18 protein-coding genes are annotated in these 22,852 nt (G+C 73.1%); 6 read left to right on the top strand and 12 right to left on the bottom strand.

The features are described from left to right. Positions 1 to 80: 80 nt before the first annotated feature. Entirely contained in the window at positions 81 to 968 is an 888-nt protein-coding gene (locus QSK39_RS40520) for a hypothetical protein (protein WP_285483119.1), read from the top strand. 56 nt (positions 969 to 1,024) lie between these two features. Here QSK39_RS40520 and QSK39_RS40525 read toward each other — a convergent pair whose 3' ends face one another. The 3 genes from QSK39_RS40525 to QSK39_RS40535 form a co-directional block, all read right to left on the bottom strand. Further along, positions 1,025 to 1,870, bottom strand: coding sequence for an NAD(P)-dependent oxidoreductase (locus QSK39_RS40525; protein ID WP_285483120.1), 846 nt, complete (start codon positions 1,868 to 1,870; stop codon positions 1,025 to 1,027). 37 nt (positions 1,871 to 1,907) lie between these two features. Next, complete coding sequence (locus QSK39_RS40530; protein WP_285483121.1) at positions 1,908 to 2,285, bottom strand: VOC family protein; 378 nt, start codon at positions 2,283 to 2,285, stop codon at positions 1,908 to 1,910. Between the two features lie 131 nt (positions 2,286 to 2,416). After that, positions 2,417 to 3,793 carry a replication-associated recombination protein A gene (locus QSK39_RS40535; RefSeq protein WP_285483122.1) on the bottom strand — a complete coding sequence of 459 codons (1,377 nt, stop codon included), beginning with the start codon at positions 3,791 to 3,793 and terminating at the stop codon, positions 2,417 to 2,419. Between the two features lie 139 nt (positions 3,794 to 3,932). Between QSK39_RS40535 and QSK39_RS40540 the strand changes: the two genes are divergently transcribed. The 3 genes from QSK39_RS40540 (at position 3,933) to QSK39_RS40550 (ending at position 6,676) form a co-directional block, all read left to right on the top strand. Beyond that, on the top strand, positions 3,933 to 4,628 hold the full coding sequence (locus tag QSK39_RS40540) for a TetR/AcrR family transcriptional regulator (RefSeq protein WP_285483123.1): 696 nt from the start codon (positions 3,933 to 3,935) through the stop codon (positions 4,626 to 4,628). A 34-nt stretch (positions 4,629 to 4,662) separates the two neighbouring features. Further along, positions 4,663 to 5,886: a cytochrome P450 gene (locus QSK39_RS40545; protein ID WP_285483124.1), complete on the top strand. Its 1,224-nt coding sequence runs from the start codon at positions 4,663 to 4,665 to the stop codon at positions 5,884 to 5,886. Between the two features lie 61 nt (positions 5,887 to 5,947). After that, entirely contained in the window at positions 5,948 to 6,676 is a 729-nt protein-coding gene (locus tag QSK39_RS40550) for a metallophosphoesterase family protein (protein ID WP_285483125.1), read from the top strand. Here the strand turns inward: QSK39_RS40550 and QSK39_RS40555 are convergent. The 9 genes from QSK39_RS40555 to sthA form a co-directional block, all read right to left on the bottom strand. Then, on the bottom strand, positions 6,648 to 7,529 hold the full coding sequence (locus QSK39_RS40555; RefSeq protein ID WP_285483126.1) for an SGNH/GDSL hydrolase family protein: 882 nt from the start codon (positions 7,527 to 7,529) through the stop codon (positions 6,648 to 6,650). The two genes, QSK39_RS40550 and QSK39_RS40555, sit on opposite strands and share 29 nt — an antisense overlap. A gap of 260 nt (positions 7,530 to 7,789) precedes the next feature. Continuing rightward, the gene (locus QSK39_RS40560) at positions 7,790 to 8,971 is read right to left on the bottom strand and encodes a phosphotransferase (protein ID WP_285483127.1); all 1,182 of its coding nucleotides are present in this window, start codon (positions 8,969 to 8,971) and stop codon (positions 7,790 to 7,792) included. A 79-nt stretch (positions 8,972 to 9,050) separates the two neighbouring features. Further along, positions 9,051 to 9,998, bottom strand: coding sequence for a DUF389 domain-containing protein (locus QSK39_RS40565; protein ID WP_285483128.1), 948 nt, complete (start codon positions 9,996 to 9,998; stop codon positions 9,051 to 9,053). After that, positions 9,998 to 11,773 (bottom strand): aspartate--tRNA ligase, encoded by a 1,776-nt coding sequence (aspS, locus tag QSK39_RS40570; RefSeq protein ID WP_285483129.1) that lies wholly within the window; start codon positions 11,771 to 11,773, stop codon positions 9,998 to 10,000. The genes QSK39_RS40565 and aspS overlap by 1 nt, the downstream gene beginning before the upstream one ends. 95 nt (positions 11,774 to 11,868) lie before the next feature. Then, on the bottom strand, positions 11,869 to 12,471 hold the full coding sequence (gene merB, locus QSK39_RS40575) for an organomercurial lyase (RefSeq protein WP_285483130.1): 603 nt from the start codon (positions 12,469 to 12,471) through the stop codon (positions 11,869 to 11,871). A 425-nt stretch (positions 12,472 to 12,896) separates the two neighbouring features. Further along, complete coding sequence (locus QSK39_RS40580) at positions 12,897 to 14,795, bottom strand: intein-containing Rv2578c family radical SAM protein (RefSeq protein ID WP_285483131.1); 1,899 nt, start codon at positions 14,793 to 14,795, stop codon at positions 12,897 to 12,899. Between the two features lie 65 nt (positions 14,796 to 14,860). Next, positions 14,861 to 15,745, bottom strand: coding sequence for a hypothetical protein (locus QSK39_RS40585; protein WP_285483132.1), 885 nt, complete (start codon positions 15,743 to 15,745; stop codon positions 14,861 to 14,863). A gap of 82 nt (positions 15,746 to 15,827) precedes the next feature. Beyond that, positions 15,828 to 16,799 carry an AraC-like ligand-binding domain-containing protein gene (locus QSK39_RS40590; protein ID WP_285483133.1) on the bottom strand — a complete coding sequence of 324 codons (972 nt, stop codon included), beginning with the start codon at positions 16,797 to 16,799 and terminating at the stop codon, positions 15,828 to 15,830. A 4-nt stretch (positions 16,800 to 16,803) separates the two neighbouring features. Beyond that, positions 16,804 to 18,216 carry a Si-specific NAD(P)(+) transhydrogenase gene (gene sthA / locus QSK39_RS40595; RefSeq protein ID WP_285483134.1) on the bottom strand — a complete coding sequence of 471 codons (1,413 nt, stop codon included), beginning with the start codon at positions 18,214 to 18,216 and terminating at the stop codon, positions 16,804 to 16,806. Positions 18,217 to 18,306: 90 nt separating this feature from the next. Here sthA and QSK39_RS40600 point away from each other — a divergent pair, with 90 nt between their 5' ends. Continuing rightward, positions 18,307 to 21,360, top strand: coding sequence for an ATP-binding protein (locus tag QSK39_RS40600; RefSeq protein WP_285483135.1), 3,054 nt, complete (start codon positions 18,307 to 18,309; stop codon positions 21,358 to 21,360). Positions 21,361 to 21,441: 81 nt separating this feature from the next. After that, positions 21,442 to 22,830, top strand: a complete 1,389-nt coding sequence (locus QSK39_RS40605) for an FAD-binding oxidoreductase (protein WP_285483136.1) — start codon at positions 21,442 to 21,444, stop codon at positions 22,828 to 22,830. The last annotated feature ends 22 nt before the right edge of the window (positions 22,831 to 22,852 follow it).

The following is a 22,852-nucleotide window of genomic DNA, read 5'->3' on the forward strand; positions in this document are numbered from 1 at the left end:
GCCGGGTGCCCGACCGTGTCACCCCGCGCGGGCCGGAAAACACTTCGCTCCGCGCCGCGGCGACGCGGTAAACCTGGGCGATGGGACACGACGACGGGCCCGGCCGGCGGGTGCTCGCCGGGCCGGGCGGAGCCGCGGCCGACGTGCTGGCCGCGTTGCCGGGCGCCGACCTGACGACGGTCCAGCTGGAGGTCGCGCGGCGGCGGGCGGCCCGGCTCGCTCCGGCCGACGTGCTGCGCCGGCACCGCGACGACCGGTTCGTCGCGGCGAGCCCGCTGCCGTTCGCTTCCCTGCGGCGGGTCGAGGACGCGATCCTGGCGGCGGCCGCCTCCTTCGACCTGGTGGCGCTCGCGCCGGTGGTTCCGCTGGGCACGCATTCGGCGGTGACCGGGCTGGCCCAGCACCGGGTGGTGCCGACCGGCCGCGGCACGGAGGTCGCGGCCGACCCGACGACGGGCCTGGCCCTGGAAGCGGCGGTCCGGCGCTCCGGGTCTTCTCCGGTGCGGCTGGCGACGGTCCAGCGGGTGGTCCGGGCCCAGCGCGTCGACCGCGCCGGGCTGTTCGCGCACTTCTCGTTGTTCGGCGCGGTGACGGCGGGCCGCGACACCGGCGCTCGGGAGTTCGAACGGGCGGCGGCGGCCGAGCACGCCCGGCTCATGGTCGCGAGCTGCCGCGCGCTGGGCGCCACCGCGGTCTCGCTCGGGGTGACGGTGCTCGATCCGCGGTTCGAAGGCCTGCTCGACGAGGCGGGTGTGCCGACCCACCCGTTCCCGGAGCGCGAAGGCGGACGCGGCGGGTACTACGAGGGGCTGTGCTTCAAGGTGTATGCGTCTTTCGGCGGCGAGCTCACCGACGTCGGCGACGGCGGCTTCACACCGTGGACGCGACGGCTGCTCGGGAACGCGAAGGAGCGGTTGATGACGAGCGGGCTGGGCGTGGACCGCTTGGCGACGCTCCTCCCGGCCTGACCGAGCGGCAACCGGCCCGCCACGCTCCTCGCCGACCGACGAGCGCCCACCGGGCGTCAGGCTTCCTTCACCACCGCGCGGTAGAGCGCCGCCATGTCCTCTTCGCCGTGGCCTGCCGCCACCGCCGTCTCCAGGTGGGCCAGTACCGCGCGGGCCCCCGCCACGTCGACGTCCTCGCCCGCTGCTTCGACCACCAGCCTCGCGTCCTTCGCCGCCAAGCCGGCCGGGAACGCCGGTGGGTACTCGCCCGCCAGCATCGCGGCGCCCTTCACGTGGGCGTAGCCGACGTCGAGGCCGCCGCCCTTGATCGTCTCCAGGAACAGCTCCGGGTCCAGGCCCAGCCCGCGGGCCAGGCCGAGGCTCTCCGCCGTTCCGTTGGTCAGCGCCAGCACCCACGCGTTCACCACGAGCTTCAGCCGGCTCCCCTGCCCGGCCGGGCCGAGCCACCGCGTCTTCACGGCCACGGCGTCGAACACCGGCGTGGCCGCGGGGCGGGCCTCCTCGGGCCCGGACGCCAGCACCTGCAGCTGTGCCTGCTCCGCCGGGGTTCGCGTGCCCAGCACGGGCGCGTCGACGAACACCACGCCCGCCTTCTCGGCCGCCTCGGCCAGCCGATCGGTCCAGTCGAGGCCCACCGTGCTCATCTGCAGCCACAACGTGCCCGAGGCGGGCGAAGCGGCTTCGAACGCCGAAGCGACCGCGGGACCGTCCGCGAGCATCGTCACCAGGATGTCCGCGCCCTCGGCCGCGGCGGCCGCCGAATCGGCGACCGTGGCGACGTCGGCGAGCGGCTCGGCCTTGGCCCGGGTCCGGTTCCAGACCCGGACGTCGAGGCCCGCCTTCGCGAGGTTGGCCGCCATCGGCGCGCCCATGATTCCGGTTCCGAGAAACGCGACGCTCATGGCCCCATCGTGCCGAACGGCCGGACGCCCCGCTCGGTCAGTAGTCGCCGAGGAGGCAGAACGGGTGGCCGGCCGGGTCGGCGTAGACGCGCCAGCCGCGCCCGTCGGGATCCGGGCTGAGCAGCCGGCCGCCGTGGATGAGGACCTGGTGGTGGGTCACGCGCATGTCGTCGACCTCGAAGTCGAGGTGGAACTGCTGCGGGTGGGCCGGGTCCGGCCACTGCGGCGGCCGGTAGTCCGCCGAGCGCTGGAACCCCAGGACCAACCCGGCGACGTGCAGGGTCGAGAAGTCCTGGTCGACCCGCCACCGCGGGTCGGGCCGGTCCACTTCGCCCCCGAGCAGCTCCTGGTAGAAGTTCGCGAGCACGACCGGTTCCGGACAATCCAGGACGATGCACTGCAGCGTCGCGGGCACGGGAGCGCCTCCTGCGGTCACGGCGGCCCGATTTCGTGGCCGCCTCAAGGCGCGAAGCTTACGAAACCCGATGATCTTGGCTGACGCGGGCCACGCCGATGATCAGGTTCCCGGAGATTCGTCCGCCGGAGTCACTGATCCCCGCGGATCGTCCGGCGCAGCTTCGGGACGCGCTCGGCGAGCGTGCGCTCGGCGCCGCGCTGGGTCGGCTCGTAGTAGTCCCGGCCGACCAGCTCGTCCGGCGGGTACTGCTGGGCCAGCACGCCTTCCGGGACGTTGTGCGGGTAGCGGTAGCCCTGGGCGTTGCCGAGCTTCTTCGCACCCGCGTAGTGCCCGTCGCGCAGGTGCGGCGGGACGGTGCCGGCGAGCCCGGCGCGGACGTCGGCCAGCGCGGCGTCGATGCCGGTGACGACCGCGTTCGACTTCGGCGCCGTGGCCAGGTGGATCGTCGCCTGCGCGAGCGCCAGCCTGCCCTCGGGCATGCCGATGAACTGGACGGCGTGCGAGGCCGCCACCGCCGCCTGCAAGGCCGTCGGGTCGGCGAGCCCGATGTCCTCGCTGGCGTGCACGACCAGCCGCCGCGCGAGGAACCGCGGGTCCTCCCCCGCCTCGATCATCCGGGCCAAGTAGTGCAGCGCGGCGTCCACATCGGACCCGCGGATCGACTTGATGAACGCGCTGATGACGTCGTAGTGCTGGTCGCCGTCGCGGTCGTAGCGCACCGCCGCTTTGTCCACAGTGGACTCTACGGTCGGCAGGTCGATCGTCTTCGCTTCGGTGGCCGACGCCGCGTCCGCCGCCGCCTCCAGTGCCGTGAGCGCGCGCCGGGCGTCGCCGCCCGCGAGCCGGACGAGGTGGGCACGCGCGTCGTCGGTCAGCGTCAGTTCGCCGCCGAGACCGCGCTCGTCGGTCAGCGCGCGCTCCAGCAGCCGCGTGATGTCGTCGTCGGTCAACGGGCGCAGCTGCAGCACCAGCGAGCGCGACAGCAACGGCGAGACGACGGAGAACGACGGGTTCTCGGTGGTGGCCGCGACCAGCAGGACCGTGCGGTCCTCGACCGCGCCGAGCAGGGCGTCCTGCTGGGTCTTGGAGAAGCGGTGCACCTCGTCGATGAACAGGACGGTGTTCTCGGTGTTGTACTGCCGGCGCCGCCGGGCCTCCTCGATGACGCCGCGCACCTCCTTGACGCCCGCCGAGAGCGCCGACATCGCGACGAACCGGCGCCCGGTGGCGATCGAGACCAGGTTGGCCAGCGTCGTCTTGCCCGTGCCGGGCGGGCCGTAGAGCAGCACGGACGCCGGTGCAGCGCCCTCGACCAGCCGCCGCAGCGGGGCCCCTTCGCGCAGCAGGTGCTGCTGGCCGACGACCTCGTCGAGCGACCGCGGCCGCATCCGCACGGCCAGCGGGGAGCTCGCCGGGTCGGCCTGCGTCTCGGACGCGTTCGACGTCGTGCGCTCCGGTGGAGGCGCGACATCGGCGTTCACGGTGAAGAGCTCGTCCTGTGCCACACGGATGACGTTAACCGACGGCACCGACAGAACCCTTGCCGTGGTCGGCGCATCGGCGCTATCGTCGCGATGACTGGTTGACCGAAAGTGCGATTCCGGTCAACAGGTCAAATCTTCAACGATCAGCAGGTGGAGACGCATGAGCCATCCCAACCGCGAGCGCGCCGACCGCATCCTGGACGCGGCGGGCGAGCTGCTGCTGCGCATGGGCTACCGGAAGGTGGCGGTCGACGACATCGCACGCGCGGTCGGCATCGGCAAGGGCACCGTCTACCTGCACTGGCGCAACAAGGAACTGCTGTTCCAAGCGCTGATGATGCGCGAGTCGGCCGACCTGACCGACGAGATCCTGGGGCGGATCCGGGCCGACCCGGCGATGATCCTCCCGCACCGGATGATCTCGGCGTCGTTCCTCGTCACCCACCGGCGGCCGCTGGTGATGGCGATGCTGCGCGGCAACGCCGACATGTTCGGCTCGCTCGGCGACCTCGCCCTGCGCAAGCAGCAGGACGAACTGCGCAGGCAGTTCGAAGAGGCGATGCTCCGGCACGGGCTGGTCCGCTCGGACGTGCCGAACCTGACCTACGCGCTGAACACGTCGACCCTGGGTTTCTACCTGGGCGACACGCTTTCCGACGAGTTCGAGGGCATTCCGCTGGAGGAGAAGGCGGAGGTCCTCGCGTACCTGATCCGCACCGCGTTCGAGCCGGCCGGGGAGCCCGATCCCCGCGCGGTCGCGGCCGTGGCGGCGGAGCTGGGTTCGGCGCTCGAGGAGCTCGTCTCGGGCTACCGGCAAGGGATCTACGCACACGATCCCACCAAGGCACCCGGCTGATCCCGGGGCCACACAGGGGAAAGAAGGGGCGGACATGACCACCACACAAGCGGACACCTGGGGCCTCCACGAATCCCAGTTCTGGCTGCGGGGGAAGCAGCCCGAAGAGCGCGTGCACCACGCGGCCGACCTCGGGTTCTGGAACGTCTACGGGCACCCGGAAGCCGAAGAGGTCCTGCGCGACCCGGCGACGTTCTCCTCGGACACCACCCGGCTGGTGCCGAAGGAGATGATGACCGACGTCGACCCCGACATCGACTTCGAGGAGATGCAGGCGGGCAACCTGCTGCAGCTGGACCCGCCGCTGCACAACAAGATGCGCAAGCTCGTCAGCCGGGCGTTCACGCCGAAGGTCGTCGCGGACCTGGAGCCGCGCATCGCCGCGGTGACGAACGAGATGCTCGACGCGGCGGGGTCGTCCGGCCGGCTCGAGCTGGTCGAAGACCTGGCCTACCCGTTGCCGGTGATCGTCATCGCGGAGCTGCTGGGGGTCCCCGCGAGCGACCGGCACCTGTTCAAGGGCTGGGTGGACAAGCTGTTCAGCTCCTCGGAGCAGTTCTCGCTGAAGGACCAGACCGAGGGACGGCAGGAGGCGGTCAAGAAGTCCCTGGAGGGGCAGAAGGCGCTCGTCGACTACCTCGGCGTGCACGTCGACGAACGGCGGAAGCAGCCCCGGGAGGACCTGCTGACGAAGCTCGTCGAAGCCGAGCTCGACGGGGAGAAGCTCACCCGCAACGAGGTCGTCAACTTCGCCAACGTCCTGCTGCTGGCCGGGCACATCACCACCACGATGCTGCTCGGCAACGCGGTGCTGTGCCTCGACACCCACCGCGAGTGGGACGAGCGCGTGCGCGCCGACCGGTCGCTGGTGCCGCCGGCGATCGAGGAGTCGCTGCGGTACCTGTCGCCGTTCGCGGCGGTGGCCCGCGCGACCACGCGCGAGGTGGAGCTGGGCGGGGTGACCGTGCCCGCGGACCAGATGCTGATGGTCTGGGTGGCGGCGGCCAACCGGGACGACCGGGTGTTCGCGGAGCCCGACACGTTCAACCCGCTGCGCGACCCCAACCCGCACCTCGCGTTCGGCCGCGGGATCCACTTCTGCATCGGGGCGCCGCTCGCCCGGCTCGAAGGCCGGGTGGCGCTGGACATCCTCTTCGACCGCTACCCGGCGCTGCGCACGATTCCCGGTGAGCCGCCGAAGTTCCAGGTGAACCCGAACATGACGGGGGTGCGGGAGCTGCCGCTCACCACGGCGTGACCCGGTTGCGCCCTGGGCGAAATCCCTCGCCCGGGGCGCCGCCGTGCCCGAGGGTGGACCGATGAACGTGGCGGTGCTGTCGGACATCCACGGCGTCCTCCCGGCGTTGGAGGCGGTGCTCGCCGAGCCGGACGTCGAGGCGGCGGACCGGATCGTGCTGCTCGGCGACATGCTCGCCGGCCCGATGCCGGTGGAAACCCTCGACCGGTTGCTGGCGCTGGGTTCCCGGGCGATCTGGGTGCGCGGCAACGCGGACCGGGAACTGGCGGCGTCGGCGCGCGGGACCGGGGAGTTCGTCCCGGACCCGATCTTCCCGTGGGCGGCGGAGCAGCTGCGTCCCGCGGACCTGCCGGTGCTCGACGCGCTGCCGCTGACGGTGTCGCTCGACGGCGTGCTGTTCTGCCACGCAACCCCGCGCGACGACACGGAGATCGTGCTCGTCGACAGTCCGCTGGAGCGCTGGGCCGAGGTCTTTTCCGGGGTGGCCGAGGAGACCGTCGTGCTGGGGCACACGCACATGCCGTTCGTCCGGCTCACGGACCGGCGGCTGGTCGTCAACCCGGGCAGCGTCGGAATGCCTTACGGCGCAAGGGGGGCGCACTGGGCCCTGCTCGGCGACGGCGTCCAGCTGCGGCGCACGCAGTATGACGTGGAGGCGGCGTGCCGGTTCCTGGTTTCGCGGTCGGGTTATCCCGGCATCGAGGAGTGGGCGGACTACTTCGTCCGCAACCCGGCTTCGGACGCGGAAGCGGTGCGGGTGTTCAGCGGGCGCGGAACGAGTTCCACATGATGACCGCGGCGTAGGGCAGGAATTCGCGGCCGCGGCGCCAGAGCCACGGGATTCCCTTGAGCACCAGCCACCCCACGTGCCCGGCGGCGCTGGGCTCGACCCCGCCGCCGCAGGTGAGGCTCACCGGCTCGGGAACGGCGAAGCCGGCTTCGGCGAGGAGGCCGGTGAAGCCGTCCGCGAGCAGGCGGTGGCCGAGTTCGGAGGGGTGCAGCCGGTCGACGCTCCAGACGGCCAGGTCGTAGGCGCCGGGGAGGCGGTCGAGGTCGAGGCAGGGCACGCCCTCGCGGGCGACGACCTCGTCGATGGCGGCGTTCAGCTCGGCGACGCGGGCGCTGAGGGCGCGCTTGAGCGACGCCGGGAGGCGGAAGACCTTGCTGTGGTCGTGGAACCGGACCGGGACGACGGTGGTGTTCACCTGGCGCAGCCGATGGATGACCTCGGTGAGGTCGGCGGCGATCCGGGCGGCGTCGAAGTCCGGGCGCAGGGTGTCGTTCATGCCGGCCACGAGCAGCGCGACATCAGGCCGGTGCGCGACGGCGGCGGGCACCTGTTCGGTGAGCACGCACCGCATCCGGGCACCGGCGAAGGCGGGGTTCAGGTAGCCGCTGTCGTCGACCCCGAGCGCGGCGGCGACGAGCGGGCCGACGCCCCGCCAGCCCCCACGCCGAGGCAGGGGATCACCGAGCCCGACGGCGGTGGAGTCACCGAGCACGACGAGCCGCCGGGCGCGCTTGAGCGGCCGGGCCGGGTTCACCGGCGGCTTCGCCGACGGCACGGCCGCGAGCACGGGGCGGCTCGGGCGGGAGGGTTCGGGGGTGACTTCGACACTCATCACGGTCACGCCCACGACCATCGGCCACGGAAGCTCACTTGCGGTGAGGACGAGGTAACACGCCCGCGACCGGGCGCCTAATTCTTGACGCTCACCTCACAGGTGGGCGAAATGTCGGAGTCCGCGCCGGAGCAAGCGGGCTCAGCGGAAAGCCGGGTAGAACGCCAGATCGGCGTGCGGGCCCAGCCGGGCCGCCAAAGCCGCCCCACCCGGGCCGCCCTGCCGTCAGGACTCGGCAATGTCGGCCACGCACGGCCGGCCCGTGGACAACCGGCCGAAGCTCAGCGGAAAGCCGGGTAGAACGCCAGGTCGGCGTGCGGGCCCAGCCGGGCCGCCAAGGCCGCCGCCACGCGGGCCGCGAACTCCGAAACCGCCGTCATCCGGACGTACCCCGCGTGCTTGGCCAGGTCGCGCCACCACGTCACCAGCGCCGCCTCGCGGCTCACCGGGGCTGCGTGCCGGGACAGGTCCAGGGACCCCAGCTCCTCGCCCGTGATCAGCCACACGCGCAGCAGCTCGCTGAGCGTCAGCTGCTCGGCCAGGACCTCGTCGTCGGCCAGTGCCGGCCAGACCCCGACCACCTCCGCGCGCCAGGCCGCGACCATCGCCTCGCTCATGCCCGCCGGCAGGGCCAGCGCGTCCGGCCAGCTCGCGAACGGCAGCCTCAGGTGCGCCGCGTCGACCAGGGCCGAGCGGACGCGGCCGTACTCGAAGTCGAGGAACCGGACGCTCTCGCCCGTCACCAGGTTGTTGTCCGGGCTCAGCTCCACCGGGCTGAACGCGCGGAAACCCGCCGACCGCGACTGCTCCCGCGCCGCCGCCACCTGCGCGAGGAAGTCTTCCGGTGCCGGGATGCCCAGCCGCTCCTGGATCACCGACGGCACGTGGTCGTACAGCTCGTCGCCGGCGGGGTCGGTCTTCGCCGGGCCGCCGAGGCGCCGCAGCAGCGCGTTGAAGTCGGCCTCACGCCCCGCCGTGCTCGCGTGCAGCCGGCCCAGCGAACGCGCCCACGACAGCAGCGCGCGCTCGGCCGCGCGGGAGTCGCGGGCGTAGAGCTTGTCCTCCAGCGTCGGCGTGCGGCCGAGGTCCTCCAGCACCAGCACGCGGTCGCGGCCGTCGTGGGCCAGCAGCTCCGGGCACATCCGCTCGTCCGGCGCCAGCGCCGTGAACAGCTGGTAGCTGACCGCCTCCTGGGCGAACGGGTCGGCCCCCGAGGCCGGCTCGTCCGGGTAGTGCTTGATGACCAGCGTGCGCGGCAGCGCGAACGACGACGACACCACTCTCGCCCGGACCACCGTCGCCGGCCCGCTCCCGGCGAGGTCCTCGGGCGCGACCAGCGTGATCGCACTGCCGAACCGGCGCGAGAGAACGGACTCGCCCGCCGCGACCGCCGCGGCGATGGCGAGGTGCTCGGCTCCTGCCCCGACCCCAGCATCGCCGGTGGAGGAGGTGTCGACTGTCATTGTCACCGACCCTACTCGTGACTGAGCAACCATGACTACTGACATCCGGACAAGAAGGTGCATCCCGGCCCGGGCGAGGTCATCCCCGTGAAAGCGGACGCATCCCCACCGGTGAACGTTGCCCATTCCGGCGCACGATCAACACAATGGCCGCTGCTGCAACGATTCCGAGGAGGTTCACGAGCAGCTGACCCACCGATTGGACGCATCGGTTCCACTCCCCCGCCACGGCAGCCACGACCGCGTACCCCGCTGCCGGCACCGTGGTCACGGAGATGAACACCCCGACCAGGGCGGCCGACTTCGCCGACGTCATGGCGAGCATCCCGGCCGCTCCGGCCAGCATCGCCACAACCAGCGACGGTACGCCGACCGAGAACACGAAGTCGACCTCGCTGTGCTGTTTCAGCTCGAACGCCTGCGCGCCGAAGACGTCGGTGACGCGGACCAGCAGCGCGCCGCCCAGCGTGACGACCATGGCCAGCGGGAAGCCGATCCCCAGCGCCGCGCCCGCGAGCCGGACGAGGTCCCACCGCCGCAGCACCAGGCCGACCGCGAGCGCGGCCAGGGGCCCGAACTCCGGGCCGACGACCATCGCGCCGACGATCGTCACCGCGGAGTCCGTCAGCACGCCGACCGCCGCCAGCAGGCAGGCGATCGTGAGGAACGCCAGGAACGTCACGTTGAGCCGCGACTCCTCGCCGGTGCGCGACAGCAGCTCCTGCCACACCACGGCGTCCGCGGCCTCGCCCGGCGCCGCTTCCTCCGCCTCGTCGGCGGCGTCGGACAACGCGGTGTCGATCGCTTCGAGCGTGATGCCGCCGGCGTGGTCGAGCTCGAGCACGCACAGCGCCTCGACGATCTCGTCCGCCGCCTCGCGCGCGATGTCGGCCTCGACCAGGTCACCCTCGGGCGAAACGGCCGCGCCGCGGTGCACGATCAGGTGCGCCACCCCGGCGTGGGCCCGCAGGATGTCGAGCGCCTGGGCGCTCTTGTCCGGCGGGCACACGGCCCTGAGGTGCAGCACTAGTGCTGCGGGGGCGCGGCGGGCTTCGCGTCGATGCCGGCTTCCTTGCGCTGCTGCGCCGTGATCGGCGCCGGTGCCGCGGTCAGCGGGTCGTAGCCGCCACCGGTCTTCGGGAACGCGATGACGTCCCGCAGCGAGTCGGCCTTGGCCAGCAGCATGACGATGCGGTCCCAGCCGAACGCGATGCCGCCGTGCGGCGGCGGGCCGAACGCGAAGGCGTCGAGCAGGAAGCCGAACTTCTCCTGCGCTTCCTCTTCGCCGAGGCCCATCAGCGCGAAGACGCGCTTCTGGACGTCGCCGCGGTGGATACGGATCGACCCGCCGCCGATCTCGTTGCCGTTGCAGACGATGTCGTAGGCGTAGGCCAGCGCGTTGCCCGGGTCCTGCTCGAACTTGTCGATCCACTCCGGGGTCGGCGAGGTGAACGCGTGGTGCACCGCGGTCCACTTGCCGGAGCCGACGGCGACGTCGTCGCCGATGTCCTCGACCGGCGCGAACAGCGGCGCGTCGACGACCCACACGAACGACCAGGCGTCCTCGTCGATCAGGCCGAGGCGCTTGCCGATCTCGTCGCGCGCGGCGCCGAGCAGCGGCTGCGTGCTCGAGGCCTTGCCCGCGGAGAAGAAGATGCAGTCGCCCGGCTTGGCGCCCGCCGCGGCGGCGACGTTCTCGCGCTCGGTCTCGGACAGGTTCTTCGCGACCGGGCCGCCGAGCGTGCCGTCCTCGTTGACGAGGATGTACGCGAGGCCGCGCGCGCCGCGCTGCTTGGCCCACTCCTGCCACGCGTCGAGCTGGCGGCGCGGCTGGTCGGCGCCGCCGGCCATCACGACCGAGCCGACGTAGGGCGCCTGGAACACACGGAACGGAGTGTCGGCGAAGAACTCCGTCATGTCGGTGATCTCGAGGTCGAAGCGCAGGTCCGGCTTGTCCGAGCCGTACTTGGCCATCGCCTCGTGGTAGGTGATGCGCGGGATCGGCCGCGGGATCTCGTGCCCGATCAGCTTCCACAGCGCGGAGACGATCTGCTCGCCGATGGCGATGACGTCGTCCTGCTCGACGAAGCTCATCTCGATGTCGAGCTGGGTGAACTCCGGCTGGCGGTCGGCGCGGAAGTCTTCGTCCCGGTAGCAGCGCGCGATCTGGTAGTACCGCTCCATGCCGCCGACCATGAGCAGCTGCTTGAACAGCTGCGGCGACTGCGGCAGGGCGTACCAGGAGCCGGGCTTGAGCCGGGCCGGGACCAGGAAGTCGCGGGCGCCTTCCGGGGTGGAGCGGGTCATCGTCGGCGTCTCGATCTCGACGAAGTCCTGGTTGTGCAGCACCTCGCGCGCGGCGCGGCTGACCTCGCTGCGCAGCCGCATGGCCGCGGCCGGGCCGCTGCGGCGCAGGTCGAGGTAGCGGTGCTTGAGGCGGATCTCCTCGCCGACGTCGACCCGGTCGTCGATCGGGAACGGCAGCGGCGCGGCCTCGGACAGCACCTCGAGCTCGGTCGCGAGGACCTCGATCTCCCCGGTGGGGATCTCGGCGTTCGCGTTGCCCTCGGGGCGCTTCGCGACCTCGCCGACGATCTTGACGCAGAACTCCGAGCGCAGCGCGTGGGCGCGCTCGGCCATCTCGCCCTCGCGGAAGACGACCTGGGCGACGCCGCTGGCGTCCCTCAGGTCGATGAAGATGACGCCGCCGTGATCTCGCCGCCGGGCCACCCATCCGGTGAGGGTGACGGTCTGTCCGGCCTGCTCGGCACGCAGGGTGCCGGCGTTGTGAGTGCGGAGCACTGCGACTGCTCTCCTTCGACATGGGGTTCTCGCTGCCTGGAAAGGCTAACGAACAGCCCAGCGTACGACGTCGGCAGGCTTGGCTTGCGCAGTGGTCAGAGCACGTACTTCGGGCGGGCCTCCAGCGCGGCGACCAGCCGGTGGGCCTGGGCCAGGTAGGCGGCGACCTGGTAGATCCGCCCGCCGGGGTGGGTGACCACCCAGCCGGCGGCGGCCGAGGCGGAGGCGAAGAAGGGCTGGCCGGCGCACGCCATGGCGTCGGCGCGCTCGAGCCCGAACCCGAGGTCGACGGCGGCGACCACGGCCGTGCGCGGGTCGGCCTGCACGATCCCGTGCGCGGTGAGCTCGATCTGGATGCGGGTGCCGGTGACCGGGCAGGTCGCGGCGGCGTGCACGCGCTCGCCGGTGGCGATGGCCAGCAGGAACATGTCGACGGTGCCGTCCGGGCCGGCGCCGAGGGTGCCTTCGGCCGGCTGGAGCCGGTGGTGGGCGCCGCGCGGCGCGGGGCCGGTGCTGACGAGGTCGCGGTGCAGGGTGAAGCCGATCAGCTCGACGAGCCGGCGCACTTCGGCCGGCGCGACGCCGACGATCGCGGCCAGCCGCTCGACCCCGACGGGGTGCCGGCCGGCCCGGGTCAGCTTCAGGGCGGCCCACGCGAGCCGGGCGGCCGCGACCCGGTCGGTCTGCGAGGTCGTCATCACCGCTCTCCCTTCCGCATCGATCCCTTCGACGTTAGGCGTCGGCGAGGCGGGGCGACAACGACACGATCGGACATTTTTCCGCAATGCCGCGACTCGGTGGCGCAATCGTGTCCCCACTACGGCGAACGGCGGAGTTCCACCGGCGCCGGCGGCGGTCCGGGTGACGGCTTCACCCACACGGAGGTTCGGCGGATGATCACGGACCGCGGGCGCCGGTTGTCCACAAAGGACCGACGCGGGCCGGTGTTCACGCTCCCACGGCCTCGCACCGAAATCCGCGCCCGCCGGACTGCCGGCGCCGCGATCCGCGACGGGCGCGTCGAGGCCGTGCCCCTCGCGGCCACCGGCGAAGGCGGGAAGACCACCTCCGCGCCTTCAGCCTCGGCAGCCGCTCGCCCTCGCCCGTGGCTCCGGAATCCGCGTCAGAGGAGCCGCAGCTGCTCCACGACCGGCGCTTCCGGCGGTGGCTCGGGCAGCGGCTCCGGGCTCCGCGCCTCATACCCCGTCTTCGGCGCCAGCCCGTGCCGCCGCAGCAACGGGGCCACCCGCTCGCCCAGCCGCTCGCGGTACGCCTTCCGCACGTAACTCCCCCGCGCGTACAGCTCGCGGTACCGCGGCACCAGCGCCGGGTACGTCCCCGCCAGCCACCGCCCGAACCACTCGCGCGCGCCCGGGCGGAGGTGCAGCGGGATCACCGTTGCGCTCGTCGCTCCGACCTCGGCCAGCCGGGCGAACAGGGCGTCGAGGGCCTCGGCCGAGTCCGTCAGCCACGGCAGCACCGGCGCCACCAGCACCGAGCACGGCAACCCCGCGTCGCGGGCCTTGCGGACCAGCTCCAGCCGCGCCTGCGGGCTCGGCGTGCCCGGTTCGAGGCGGTGCTGCAGCTCGCGGTCGAGCAGCGCGATCGACACCGCCAGGCTGACCGGCACGTCGGCGGAGACCTCCTGCAGCAGCGGCAGGTCGCGCGCCAGCACGGTGCCCTTCGTCAGCACCGACAACGGCGTTCCGGAGCGGGCCAGCGCCGTGATGATCCCCGGCATCAGCCGGTAGCGGCCCTCCGCGCGCTGGTACGGGTCCGTGTTCGTGCCCATCGCCACGTGCTCGCGCCGCCAAGACGGCCGTTTCAGCTGGGCCGTCAGCACCTCCGGGGCGTTGACCTTCACCACCACCTGCGTGTCGAAGTCGTGGCCGGCGTCGAAGTCGAGGTAGGTGTGGGTGTTCCGGGCGAAGCAGTTGTGGGACACCATGCCGTCGGCGATGAAGTCGCCGGTGCCGGTGGTGATGTCGAACAGCGGCACCTGCAGGCCCAGCGGCTCGATCGCCTCGACGAGGCGGCGGCTCGCGCCGATCACCGCGCCGTCCAGTGACCGCTTCCACGCCACCGCGGGGTTGCTCACGTGCAGGAACCGCAGCACCTCGGCCGTCCCGCCCAGCAGCCGGACCTCCTGCCGGGCGGGGAACTTCGGCACTTCGTCGGTTTGGTGCGCGAAGCCGAAGCGGGTGAGCGCGCCGGCGAAGGCTTCGGTGATCTCGGGCTCGTCGTGCGCGACGACGAGGACGCCGCGGCCGTAGTCGCCCGCGATGTCGAACAGGCCGGCGAGGAAGCCGCGCTGCCAGTGCGCGTCCGGATCGGCCGGGACCTGCAGGAACCCGACGGACGCACCGAAGTCGGGCAGGTACTCGAGGGCCCGCGTGGCGGCGTCCGGTTCCGCGGCGAACCCGCCGGAGCGCAGCATCCCGCACAGGTAGCCGGCCCGGTACCCGAGCGTCTCGTCCGGCGTGGGCTCGAACCGGCCGACGCCGATCAGCTCGGTGCCCGGCTCGAGGTGCGGGCGCTGCGCCGCGCCGAACTTGGTGCCGGTGACGTGCTTCCAGCCCTTGCTCGTGAGGAACCGGTGGTCGCCGCCGGCGACGAGCCGCGTGCCGTCCTCGAGGGTCACGCGGTAGGCGTCGCGCAGGGTCGTCCAGTGGGCTTCGACCCGGGTCGGCACCAGCCGCCGGGACGCGCCGTGGCCGCGGGTGCCGTAGATCTCCTCGCCGACCTTCAGTTCGGACAGCGCCTTCGTCCGGCCGTCGGCGAGCAGGATCCGGGTGCCGCCTTCGAGGCAGTACGTGCAGGCGTGGGAGCAGCCGCGATACGGGTTGACGGTCCAGCCGAACGGCACACCGGACCCGGCGGGCACCTTGTTCAGCACCGAGCGGGCGTGCACCTCGTGAAAGGTGACGCCGTCGAACTCCGGCGACCGCACGGACCGCACCAGGCCCTCCAGCCCGGGCAGTGCCGGCTCACCTTCCCCCGCTCGCTGCCGATCCCATCGCACCGCGTCAGTCGAACATATGTTCTAGACGAGTGTCAAACGCGTTCGCCGCGGGCGGATCCGGCCGGTCAGGGGTAGAGGAACACCGATGGCTGCTCACCCGCACCGGCGCCGTTGCGCAGGTGCCACTCCAGGCGCCCGCCGGAGGCACCCCGGACGACACCGGGCCCGTCACCGCCGATCCCGTCCCAGTCGCCGACGACGTTGCAGTCGCTTGCGACGCCGTAGTCGAACCCGATGTCGGCGGTTCCGGAGCTCAGCTCGTTGCGCTCGAGCCACGAGAGGCGGTCGTTCGTCGTGCGGACGACGCCGGGACCGTCCCGGCCGTCGCCGTCCCAGTCACCCGCCATCGGCTTGTCGTTGCCCAGACCGGCCTGCCCGTAGACGAGGTTGTAGTCGGGGTCCCCGCCGGTGGCGCTGTCGCGCAGGTGCCACGCCTTGGAGCCGTTCGCGTCACCTCCCGCGACGCCCGGTCCGTCGCCACCGACCCCGTCCCAGTTCCCGGTGACGGGCAGGTAGGTCCGAAGGCCGTACGCGTAAGCGCGCCCGTAGTCGAAAACGTACTTCGGATTGCCACCGTCGGGGACATCGCGCAGCTCCCAGTGCCAGTCGTCGAACACATCGCTGACCTTGACCGGGCGGACGGTCCCCGGGCCGTCGCCGCCCATGCCGTCCCAGTTCCCGACGACCGGTTGATCACCGGCGCGTCCGAAGCGGAACTGGTAGTCGATCTTGCCGCTGTTCGGCGCGTCCCGCAGGTACCACCACAGGCCGTCCCCGTGGGCCTCCACGACCCCGATGCCGTCGCCGCCGATGCCGTCCCAGTTTCCGGTGACCGGCCAGCCGATCGCTTTGAAGCAGTTGGTGGACGCCGCGTCGGCGGCCGGTGCGCTGATGCCGGTGGCCGCCAGGACCGTGCCCGTCGCGATGGCGAGTATCCGTCTCTTCCCCATGCTGTTCCCTCCCGTTCACAGGCTTCGGGAACAGCGTGTGCCTTTCGCCGCCCGGCGTCGTTGCGCGAGAACGCACACCTCTTCAGTCCGCGCGCACTCCCGTGCGGTACCGGCCGGCGGAGACGCCGTACGCGCGGCGGAACGCCTGGCTGAAGTGCGCCGCGTTCCGGAAGCCCCACCGGTGGGCGATCGCGTGGACGGGCCGGGCGGCCAGCCGCGGATCGGCGAGGTCGCGCCGGCACCGCTCCAGCCGTTGCTCGCGGACCCAGCCGGCGACCGTCTTCCCCTCCTGGTGGAACAGCTTGTGCAGGTAGCGCACGGAGATGTGCCGGGCCGCGGCGATCGTGGCCGGCGTCAGGCCCGGGTCGCCCAGGTTCCGGTCGATGAAGGCGTGGATGCCGGCCAGCAGCGCGCGCCGCCGGGTGTCGGGCGGGAGCACGCTTTCGCGGTCCAGCGCGGTGGCCAGCGCCGCCGCCAGCACGTCGAGGGTCAGGGTCGCCACCCGGGCCGTGTCGGCCGGAGCCAGCTCGGGCATGCGCCGCGCGAGCTGCAGCAGGAACTGCCCCGACAGCGCACCCACCCCGCGGTCGCCCGGGATCCGCAGCGTGGTCAGCCGGCGCAGGTCCTGGGCAGGCAACGGCAGCAACGAGCGGGCAAACCGCAGGAGCAGCAGCTCCTGGACGGGCACGTCCGGCGCGAACTCGCCCACGTACGGCTGGGAGGGGTCGTACAGCACCAGATCGCCCCGGCTCACCGCCGAGTGCTGCGCGCCCTTCGTCATCGCGACCCCGCCGCGCACCATGCAGCCCAGCCAGAACACGTCGGGATCGGCCCGGCGGATGAGCCGGGGCGTGCGGTGGACCGCGTGCGGCATCGTCGTCATCAACGTCGCCTGGACCGGGCCGAACTCGCTGATGCCCACCTCGGCCCGGAACCCGCTGTCCGGCCGCCGGTCGCACCGGACGTCGTAGGGCACCCAGAGCTTGCCGTGCAGTTCGCTCCAGAACGCGAACTGCTCTCCCGGCGGGACCTCGGCGGTGCTGACGACGTCCACGGCCTCAGGACGAGAAGCGGTCCAAGGCGCGGATCTTGTTGTGCGCGTCCAGCGCCGCCACCTTGTACGCCTCCGAGAGCGTCGGGTAGTTGAACACCGCGTCGACGAGGTAGTCGACCGTGCCGCCGCAGCCCATCACCGCCTGTCCGATGTGGACCAGGTCCGTCGCGCCCGTGCCGAACACGTGGACGCCCAGCAGTTTCCGGTCCGTGGTCGACACCAGCAGCTTCAGCATCCCGTAGCTGTCGCCGGTGATCTGGCCGCGCGCCAGCTCGCGGTAGCGCGCGATGCCGACCTCGTACGGCACCGACGACGACGTCAGCTGGGCCTCCGTCGAACCGACGTAGGAGATCTCCGGGATCGTGTAGATGCCGATCGGCTGCAGCGCGCCCAGGCCGTTCGCCGGCTCGCCGAACGCGTGGTACGCCGCCAGCCTGCCCTGGTCCATCGACGTCGCCGCCAGTGCCGGGAAGCCGATCACGTCGCCGACCGCGTACACGTGCGGGACCTCGGTGCGGTAGTGCTCGTCGACCACCAGCCGGCCGCGCTCGTCCGCCTGCAGGCCCGCCGCGTCCAGGGCCAGCTCGCCCGTCATCCCCTGGCGGCCCGCCGAATACATGACGCCGTCGGCCGGGATGCGCTTGCCGCTCACCAAGGTCGTGATCGTCGCGTCGTCGGACACCGCGACGTCGGCGACCTTCTCGCCGAAGCGGAACGTGACGCCGAGGTCGCGCAGCTGGAACTTCAGCGACTCCACGATCTCCGGGTCGCAGAAGTCGAGCATCTGGTCGCGCTGCTCCACCACGGTGACCCGCGAGCCGAGCGCCGCGAACATCGACGCGTACTCGATCCCGATCACCCCGGCGCCCACCACGACGAGCGACGACGGGATCTGCTCGAGCCGCAGGATCTCGTCGGAGTCCAGCACGCGCGCGGCGTCGAAGTCGACGTGCCCCGGCCGCGCGGGCCGGGTCCCGGTGGCGATCACGATGAAGTCCGCGCTCAGCGTCCGCCGGTCGCCGGCGTGGCGCCCCTCGACGACGACGGTGTGCGGGTCGGCGAAGGAGCCGGTGCCGGCGATCAGGTCGACGTGGTTGCGCATCAGCTGCGCGCGCACCACCTGGACCTCGCGCCCGACGACGTGCTGGGTGCGGGCCAGCAGGTCGGCGATCGTGATGTCCTGCTTGACGCGGTAGCTCGCGCCGTACAGCTCGCGCTGGTTCATGCCGGTCAGGTAGAGCACCGCTTCGCGCAGGGTCTTCGACGGGATCGTGCCGGTGTTGACGCACACCCCGCCGACCATGTCGTGCCGGTCCACGACCGCCACCCGCTTGCCCAGTTTCGCCGCGGCGATGGCGGCCTTCTGACCGCCGGGGCCCGAACCGATGACGATGAGGTCGTACTCGTGCTCGCTCACGACGTCGAGCCTGCGCACCCGGGCGCCCCGGCGCAACCCCCCGCCGGTGAAGATCCGCGCGCGAACCGGTCCCGGGGCTAGCGTGGCCGGGTGCTGCGGGTGTCGCTGCTGGGCGAGCAGGTGATCGCCGACGACGAGACCGGCGCCGTGCTGACGCGGTCGCCGCGCTCGGTCGCGCTCGTGGCCCACCTCGTCGTGCACGCCGGGCTGGCGCAGCCGCGGCGGCTGATCGCCGGGCTGTTCTGGCCGGACTCCACCGACGCGCAGGCCTTGACCAACCTCCGCCGCGAACTGCACCAGCTGCGCCGGGTGCTCGGCGACCCGCCCTCGCTGGCCGTCACCGGGCGCGACCTGTGCTGGCGGGACACCCCGTCGAGCCGGGTGGACGTGCGGGAGTTCGACCTCGCCCGCCGGGCCGCGCTGGCCGCCGCGGATCCGGGCGAAGTGGCCGCCCACGGCCAGGCCGCCTTCGCGGCCTACCGCGGCGAGCTGTTGCCCGGCCTGGCCGACGACTGGGTCCTGGCGGCCCGCGCCGAGCTCGACCGCCAGTGCGTCGAGCTGTGCGACCTGCTCTGCCGGACGCCCTCGGGCGACCCGGCCGTCGCGCTCGAGGCGGCCCGCCGCCGGATCCGGCTGCGCCCGCTGGAAGAGACCGGCTACCGGACGCTGATGGGGCTGCAGGCCGACGCCGGCGACCGGGCGGGTGCGGTGAGCACCTACCACCGGTGCGCGTCGGTCCTCGAACGCGAGCTCGGCGTCGTCCCGGCCGAGCCGACCCGCGCGGCACTGCGCCGGCTGCTCGCCCGGCCGGACCCCGAACCCCGGCGGGCCGCGGCGCCCGGGCTCGTCGGCCGGGCCGCCGAAGTGGCGCGGCTCGGCGAGCGGTGGCGAGCGGCCGCTTCGGGCCGCGCCGGGGTCGTCCTCGTGCGCGGGGACGCCGGGGTCGGCAAGACCCGGCTGGTCGCCGAGCTGGCCGCGCTGGCCCGCGCGGAAGGCGCGGTCGTCGCCGTCGGCCGGTGTTTCGGCACGGCGGGCCGGGTCGCGCTGGCGCCGGTGGCCGAGTGGCTGCGCACCCCGGCCGTACAGCGGGCGGCGACCTCGCTGGACCCGGTGTGGCGGACCGAGGTCGACCGGCTGCTGCCGGCCGCGCGCCCGACGGCGGCCGGGCACCCGACCGTCGACGCGTGGCAGCGCCTGCGGTTCTTCGAAGGGCTCGCCCGCGCGCTCACCGCCGGCGGGCGGCCCGTCCTGCTGGTGCTGGACAACGTGCAGTGGTGCGACGAAGAGACACGCGCGTTCCTCGCCTTCTGCCTCGGCCTGCTGCCGGCCGCGCCGCTGCTGGTCGCCGGGACGCTGCGCGACGGCGACCTCGACGCGAGAGTCGCGGCCTGGACCGCCCAGCTGCGCGACGACGGCAAGCTGACCGAGCTGCCGCTGCGCCCGTTCGACGCCGACGGCACCGCGCACCTCGGCGAAGCGGTGGCGGGGCGGCCGCTGTCCGCGTCGGACCGCGCGGTGCTGCACGCGGCCACCGGCGGGTTCCCGCTGTACGTCGTGGAAGCCTTGCGCACCAACGACTCCCCGCCGTCCGGCCGCTTGACCGGGGTGCTGCGGGCGCGGCTCGAGCAACCCGGCCCGGCGGCCCGCGAGGTCGCCGGGCTCGCCGCCGCGGCCGGCCGGGACTTCACGCTGGAGCTGCTCACCGAGGCGAGCGACCTCGACGCGGACACCGTCGTCGACGCCGTCGACGAACTGTGGCGGCGCCGGATCGTGCGCGAGTTCGCCGGCGGCTACGACTTCGCCCACGACCTGTTGCGCGAGGCCGCCTACCAGCAGGTCAGCCCGCCGCGGCGGTGGCTGCTGCACCGGCGGCTGGCCCAGGGCATGGAGCTGCTGCACGCCGACGACACCGACGCCGTGGCGGCGGAGCTGGCCGAGCAGTACGCCCGCGGCGGGCGCCCCGACCGCGCCGTCGCCCACTACCGGCGGGCCGCGGCCGTCGCCGCCGGGACGTTCGCCCACGCCGAGGCGATCCGGCTGCTGAAGGCGGCGCTGGCCCTCGTCCGCGCACGTCCGGCGAGCGCCAACCGCGACCGCGCGGAGCTCGAGCTCCTCGAAGCGCTCGCCGGGCCGCTCAACGCCCACCACGGCTACTCCTCCCCCGAGCTGCAGCACGTCCTGGAGCGCTCGCTCGCACTCGCGGAGTCTTCCGGCAGCAAGGAGGCTGCGCTGACGGCGCTGCTCGAACTGTGGTCGTCCCGGTTCGTCCAGGGCCGGACCGCGGAGGCGCACGAAGCGGCCGAGCGCGCCCTCGCGCTGCTCGCCCCCGGGACGAGCGCCGAGCAGGACGGCTCGGCGCACTTCATCGTCGCGGGCTCGTCGCTGAGCCTCGGGCACGACCCGGCCGAGGCGCTGCGGCACTTCGAGCTGGGCGCGGACCGCACGCGCGGTGCGTCGTCGTGGCCGATCGGCACCCGGCCGGACGTGCACGGCCCGGCCTGGGCGGCGCACGCGCACTGGCTCCTCGGCCACGACGAAGCGGCCGTCGCGAGCAGCGCCGCCGCGATCACGCTCGCCCGGGAGATCGAGCAGCCCTACAGCCTCGCCATCGCGCTGGCGTACGCCGGGATCACCCACCAGATGCGCCGCGACCGGCGGGCGCTCTGGGCGGCCGTCACCGAGCTGCACGAGCTGTGCGACCGGTACGGCTTCGCGTACTACCGGGAGTGGGCGCTGGTGCTGGGCGGCTGGTCTCGCGGCGGCGCGGCCGGGCTGGCCGCCGCTCAGGACGGCGTCGCGCACCTGAAGGCCGAAGGGTCGTTCGCGCGGATGCCGTACTGGCTGTCGCTGGTGGCCGAGCTGGCGGGGCCGGAAGCGGCCCGCGCGACGCTCGACGCCGCGCTCGCCGCCGGGGAGGCCCGCGACGACCGCTGGTGGCTGCCGGATGTGCTGCGGCTGCGGGCGGCCCACGACGCCGACCCGGTCCCCCGCCTGCGGGCGGCCGCGGAGCTGGCCCGCGTCCAGGGCAGCGTCGCCCTGCTGCGCCGGGCCGAAGCGGACCTCGGCGCTTTCGGGGGCCCGGGTGGCGGAGCCCCCGGCTCGGGGCGAAGCCCCGGAAGTCGCAGCGTTCGATCGGCGTCCTGACCTGCGGCGAACGGACCGAACGCTGCGCGAACGCCGCGTGCCTACGTTCTCTTCGGGTACGGGAAATCCGAGAGGGGCACCATGACCACCACCGCTCTGCCGCACGAGGAACTGGCCACCGCGCTGCGCGGCGACCTGATCACGCCGGCCGACCCGGGCTACGACGAGGCCCGCGCCGTGTACAACGCCATGATCGACAAGCGGCCCGCGGCGATCGCCTACTGCCGCGACGCCGCCGACGTCGTCACCTGCGTCCGGTACGGCCGGGCACAGGGCCTGGACATCGCCGTGCGCGGCGGCGGCCACAACGCGGGCGGCCTCGGCGTCGCCGACGGCGCGCTGGTCATCGACCTGTCCGGCCTGCGCAGCACGACCGTCGACCCGGTGAACCACACCGTGCGCGCCGACGCCGGGTGCACCTGGGGCGACGTCGACCACGCGACGGTCGCGTTCGGGATGGCGACGCCGTCGGGGATCGTCGGGTCCACCGGGGTCGCGGGCCTGACGCTCGGCGGCGGCATCGGCTACCTGGCCCGGCGGTTCGGCCTGACGATCGACAACCTGCTGGGCGCGGACGTCGTCCTCGCGGACGGGTCGTTCGTGCACGCTTCGGAGTCGTCGCACCCGGATCTGTTCTGGGCCCTGCGCGGGGGCGGGGGCAACTTCGGCGTGGTCACGTCGTTCACCTTCCGCTGCCACGACATCGGCGAGCACGGCGTCGTGCTCGGCGGGCCGGTGCTCTACGACCTGGGCGACACCCCGGACGTGCTGCGCTGGTACCGCGAGCTGCTGCCGTCGCTGCCGGAGGAGCTGAACGGCTGGTTCGGGCTGCTCACGATCCCGCCCGCGCCGCCGTTCCCGGAGGAGCTGTGGGGACGCAAGGCGTGCGGCATCGTCTGGTGCTACACGGGACCGCACGACAAGGCGGACGAGGTGCTGGCACCGGTGCGCTCGTTCGGCTCACCGGTGCTGGTCGGCCTGCAGGAGATGCCGTACACGGCGCTGCAGGGGGCGTTCGACGCGCTGTACCCGGCGGGACTGCAGTGGTACTGGCGCGCGGACGTGTTCCACGAGATCTCCGACGCGGCGATCGACATCCACCTCAAGCACGGCGAGGGGTTGCCGTCGATGCATTCGTCGATGCACCTGTACCCGATCGACGGAGCGGCGAGCCGGGTCGCCCCGGACGCGACGGCGTTCCCGCACCGGTCGGGCGGGTGGTCGGGCGTGATCGTGGGGGTGGACCCGTCACCGGCCAACGCGGCGGAGATTTCCCAGTGGACGCGGGACTATTGGGAGGAACTGCACCCGACTTCGGCGGGCGGGGCGTACGTCAACTTCATGATGGAGGAGGGCCAGGACCGGGTTCGCGCATCGTACGGCGCGAACTACGAGCGGCTCGCCTCGGTGAAGCGGCGGTACGACCCGGAGAACGTGTTCCACATCAACCAGAACATCCGCCCGGCTTGACGCGCGGCGCGGTGGCCGGGCG

The sequence above is a fragment of the Amycolatopsis sp. NBRC 101858 genome (genome assembly GCF_030269325.1).
Lineage (GTDB): Bacteria > Actinomycetota > Actinomycetes > Mycobacteriales > Pseudonocardiaceae > Amycolatopsis > Amycolatopsis ponsaeliensis.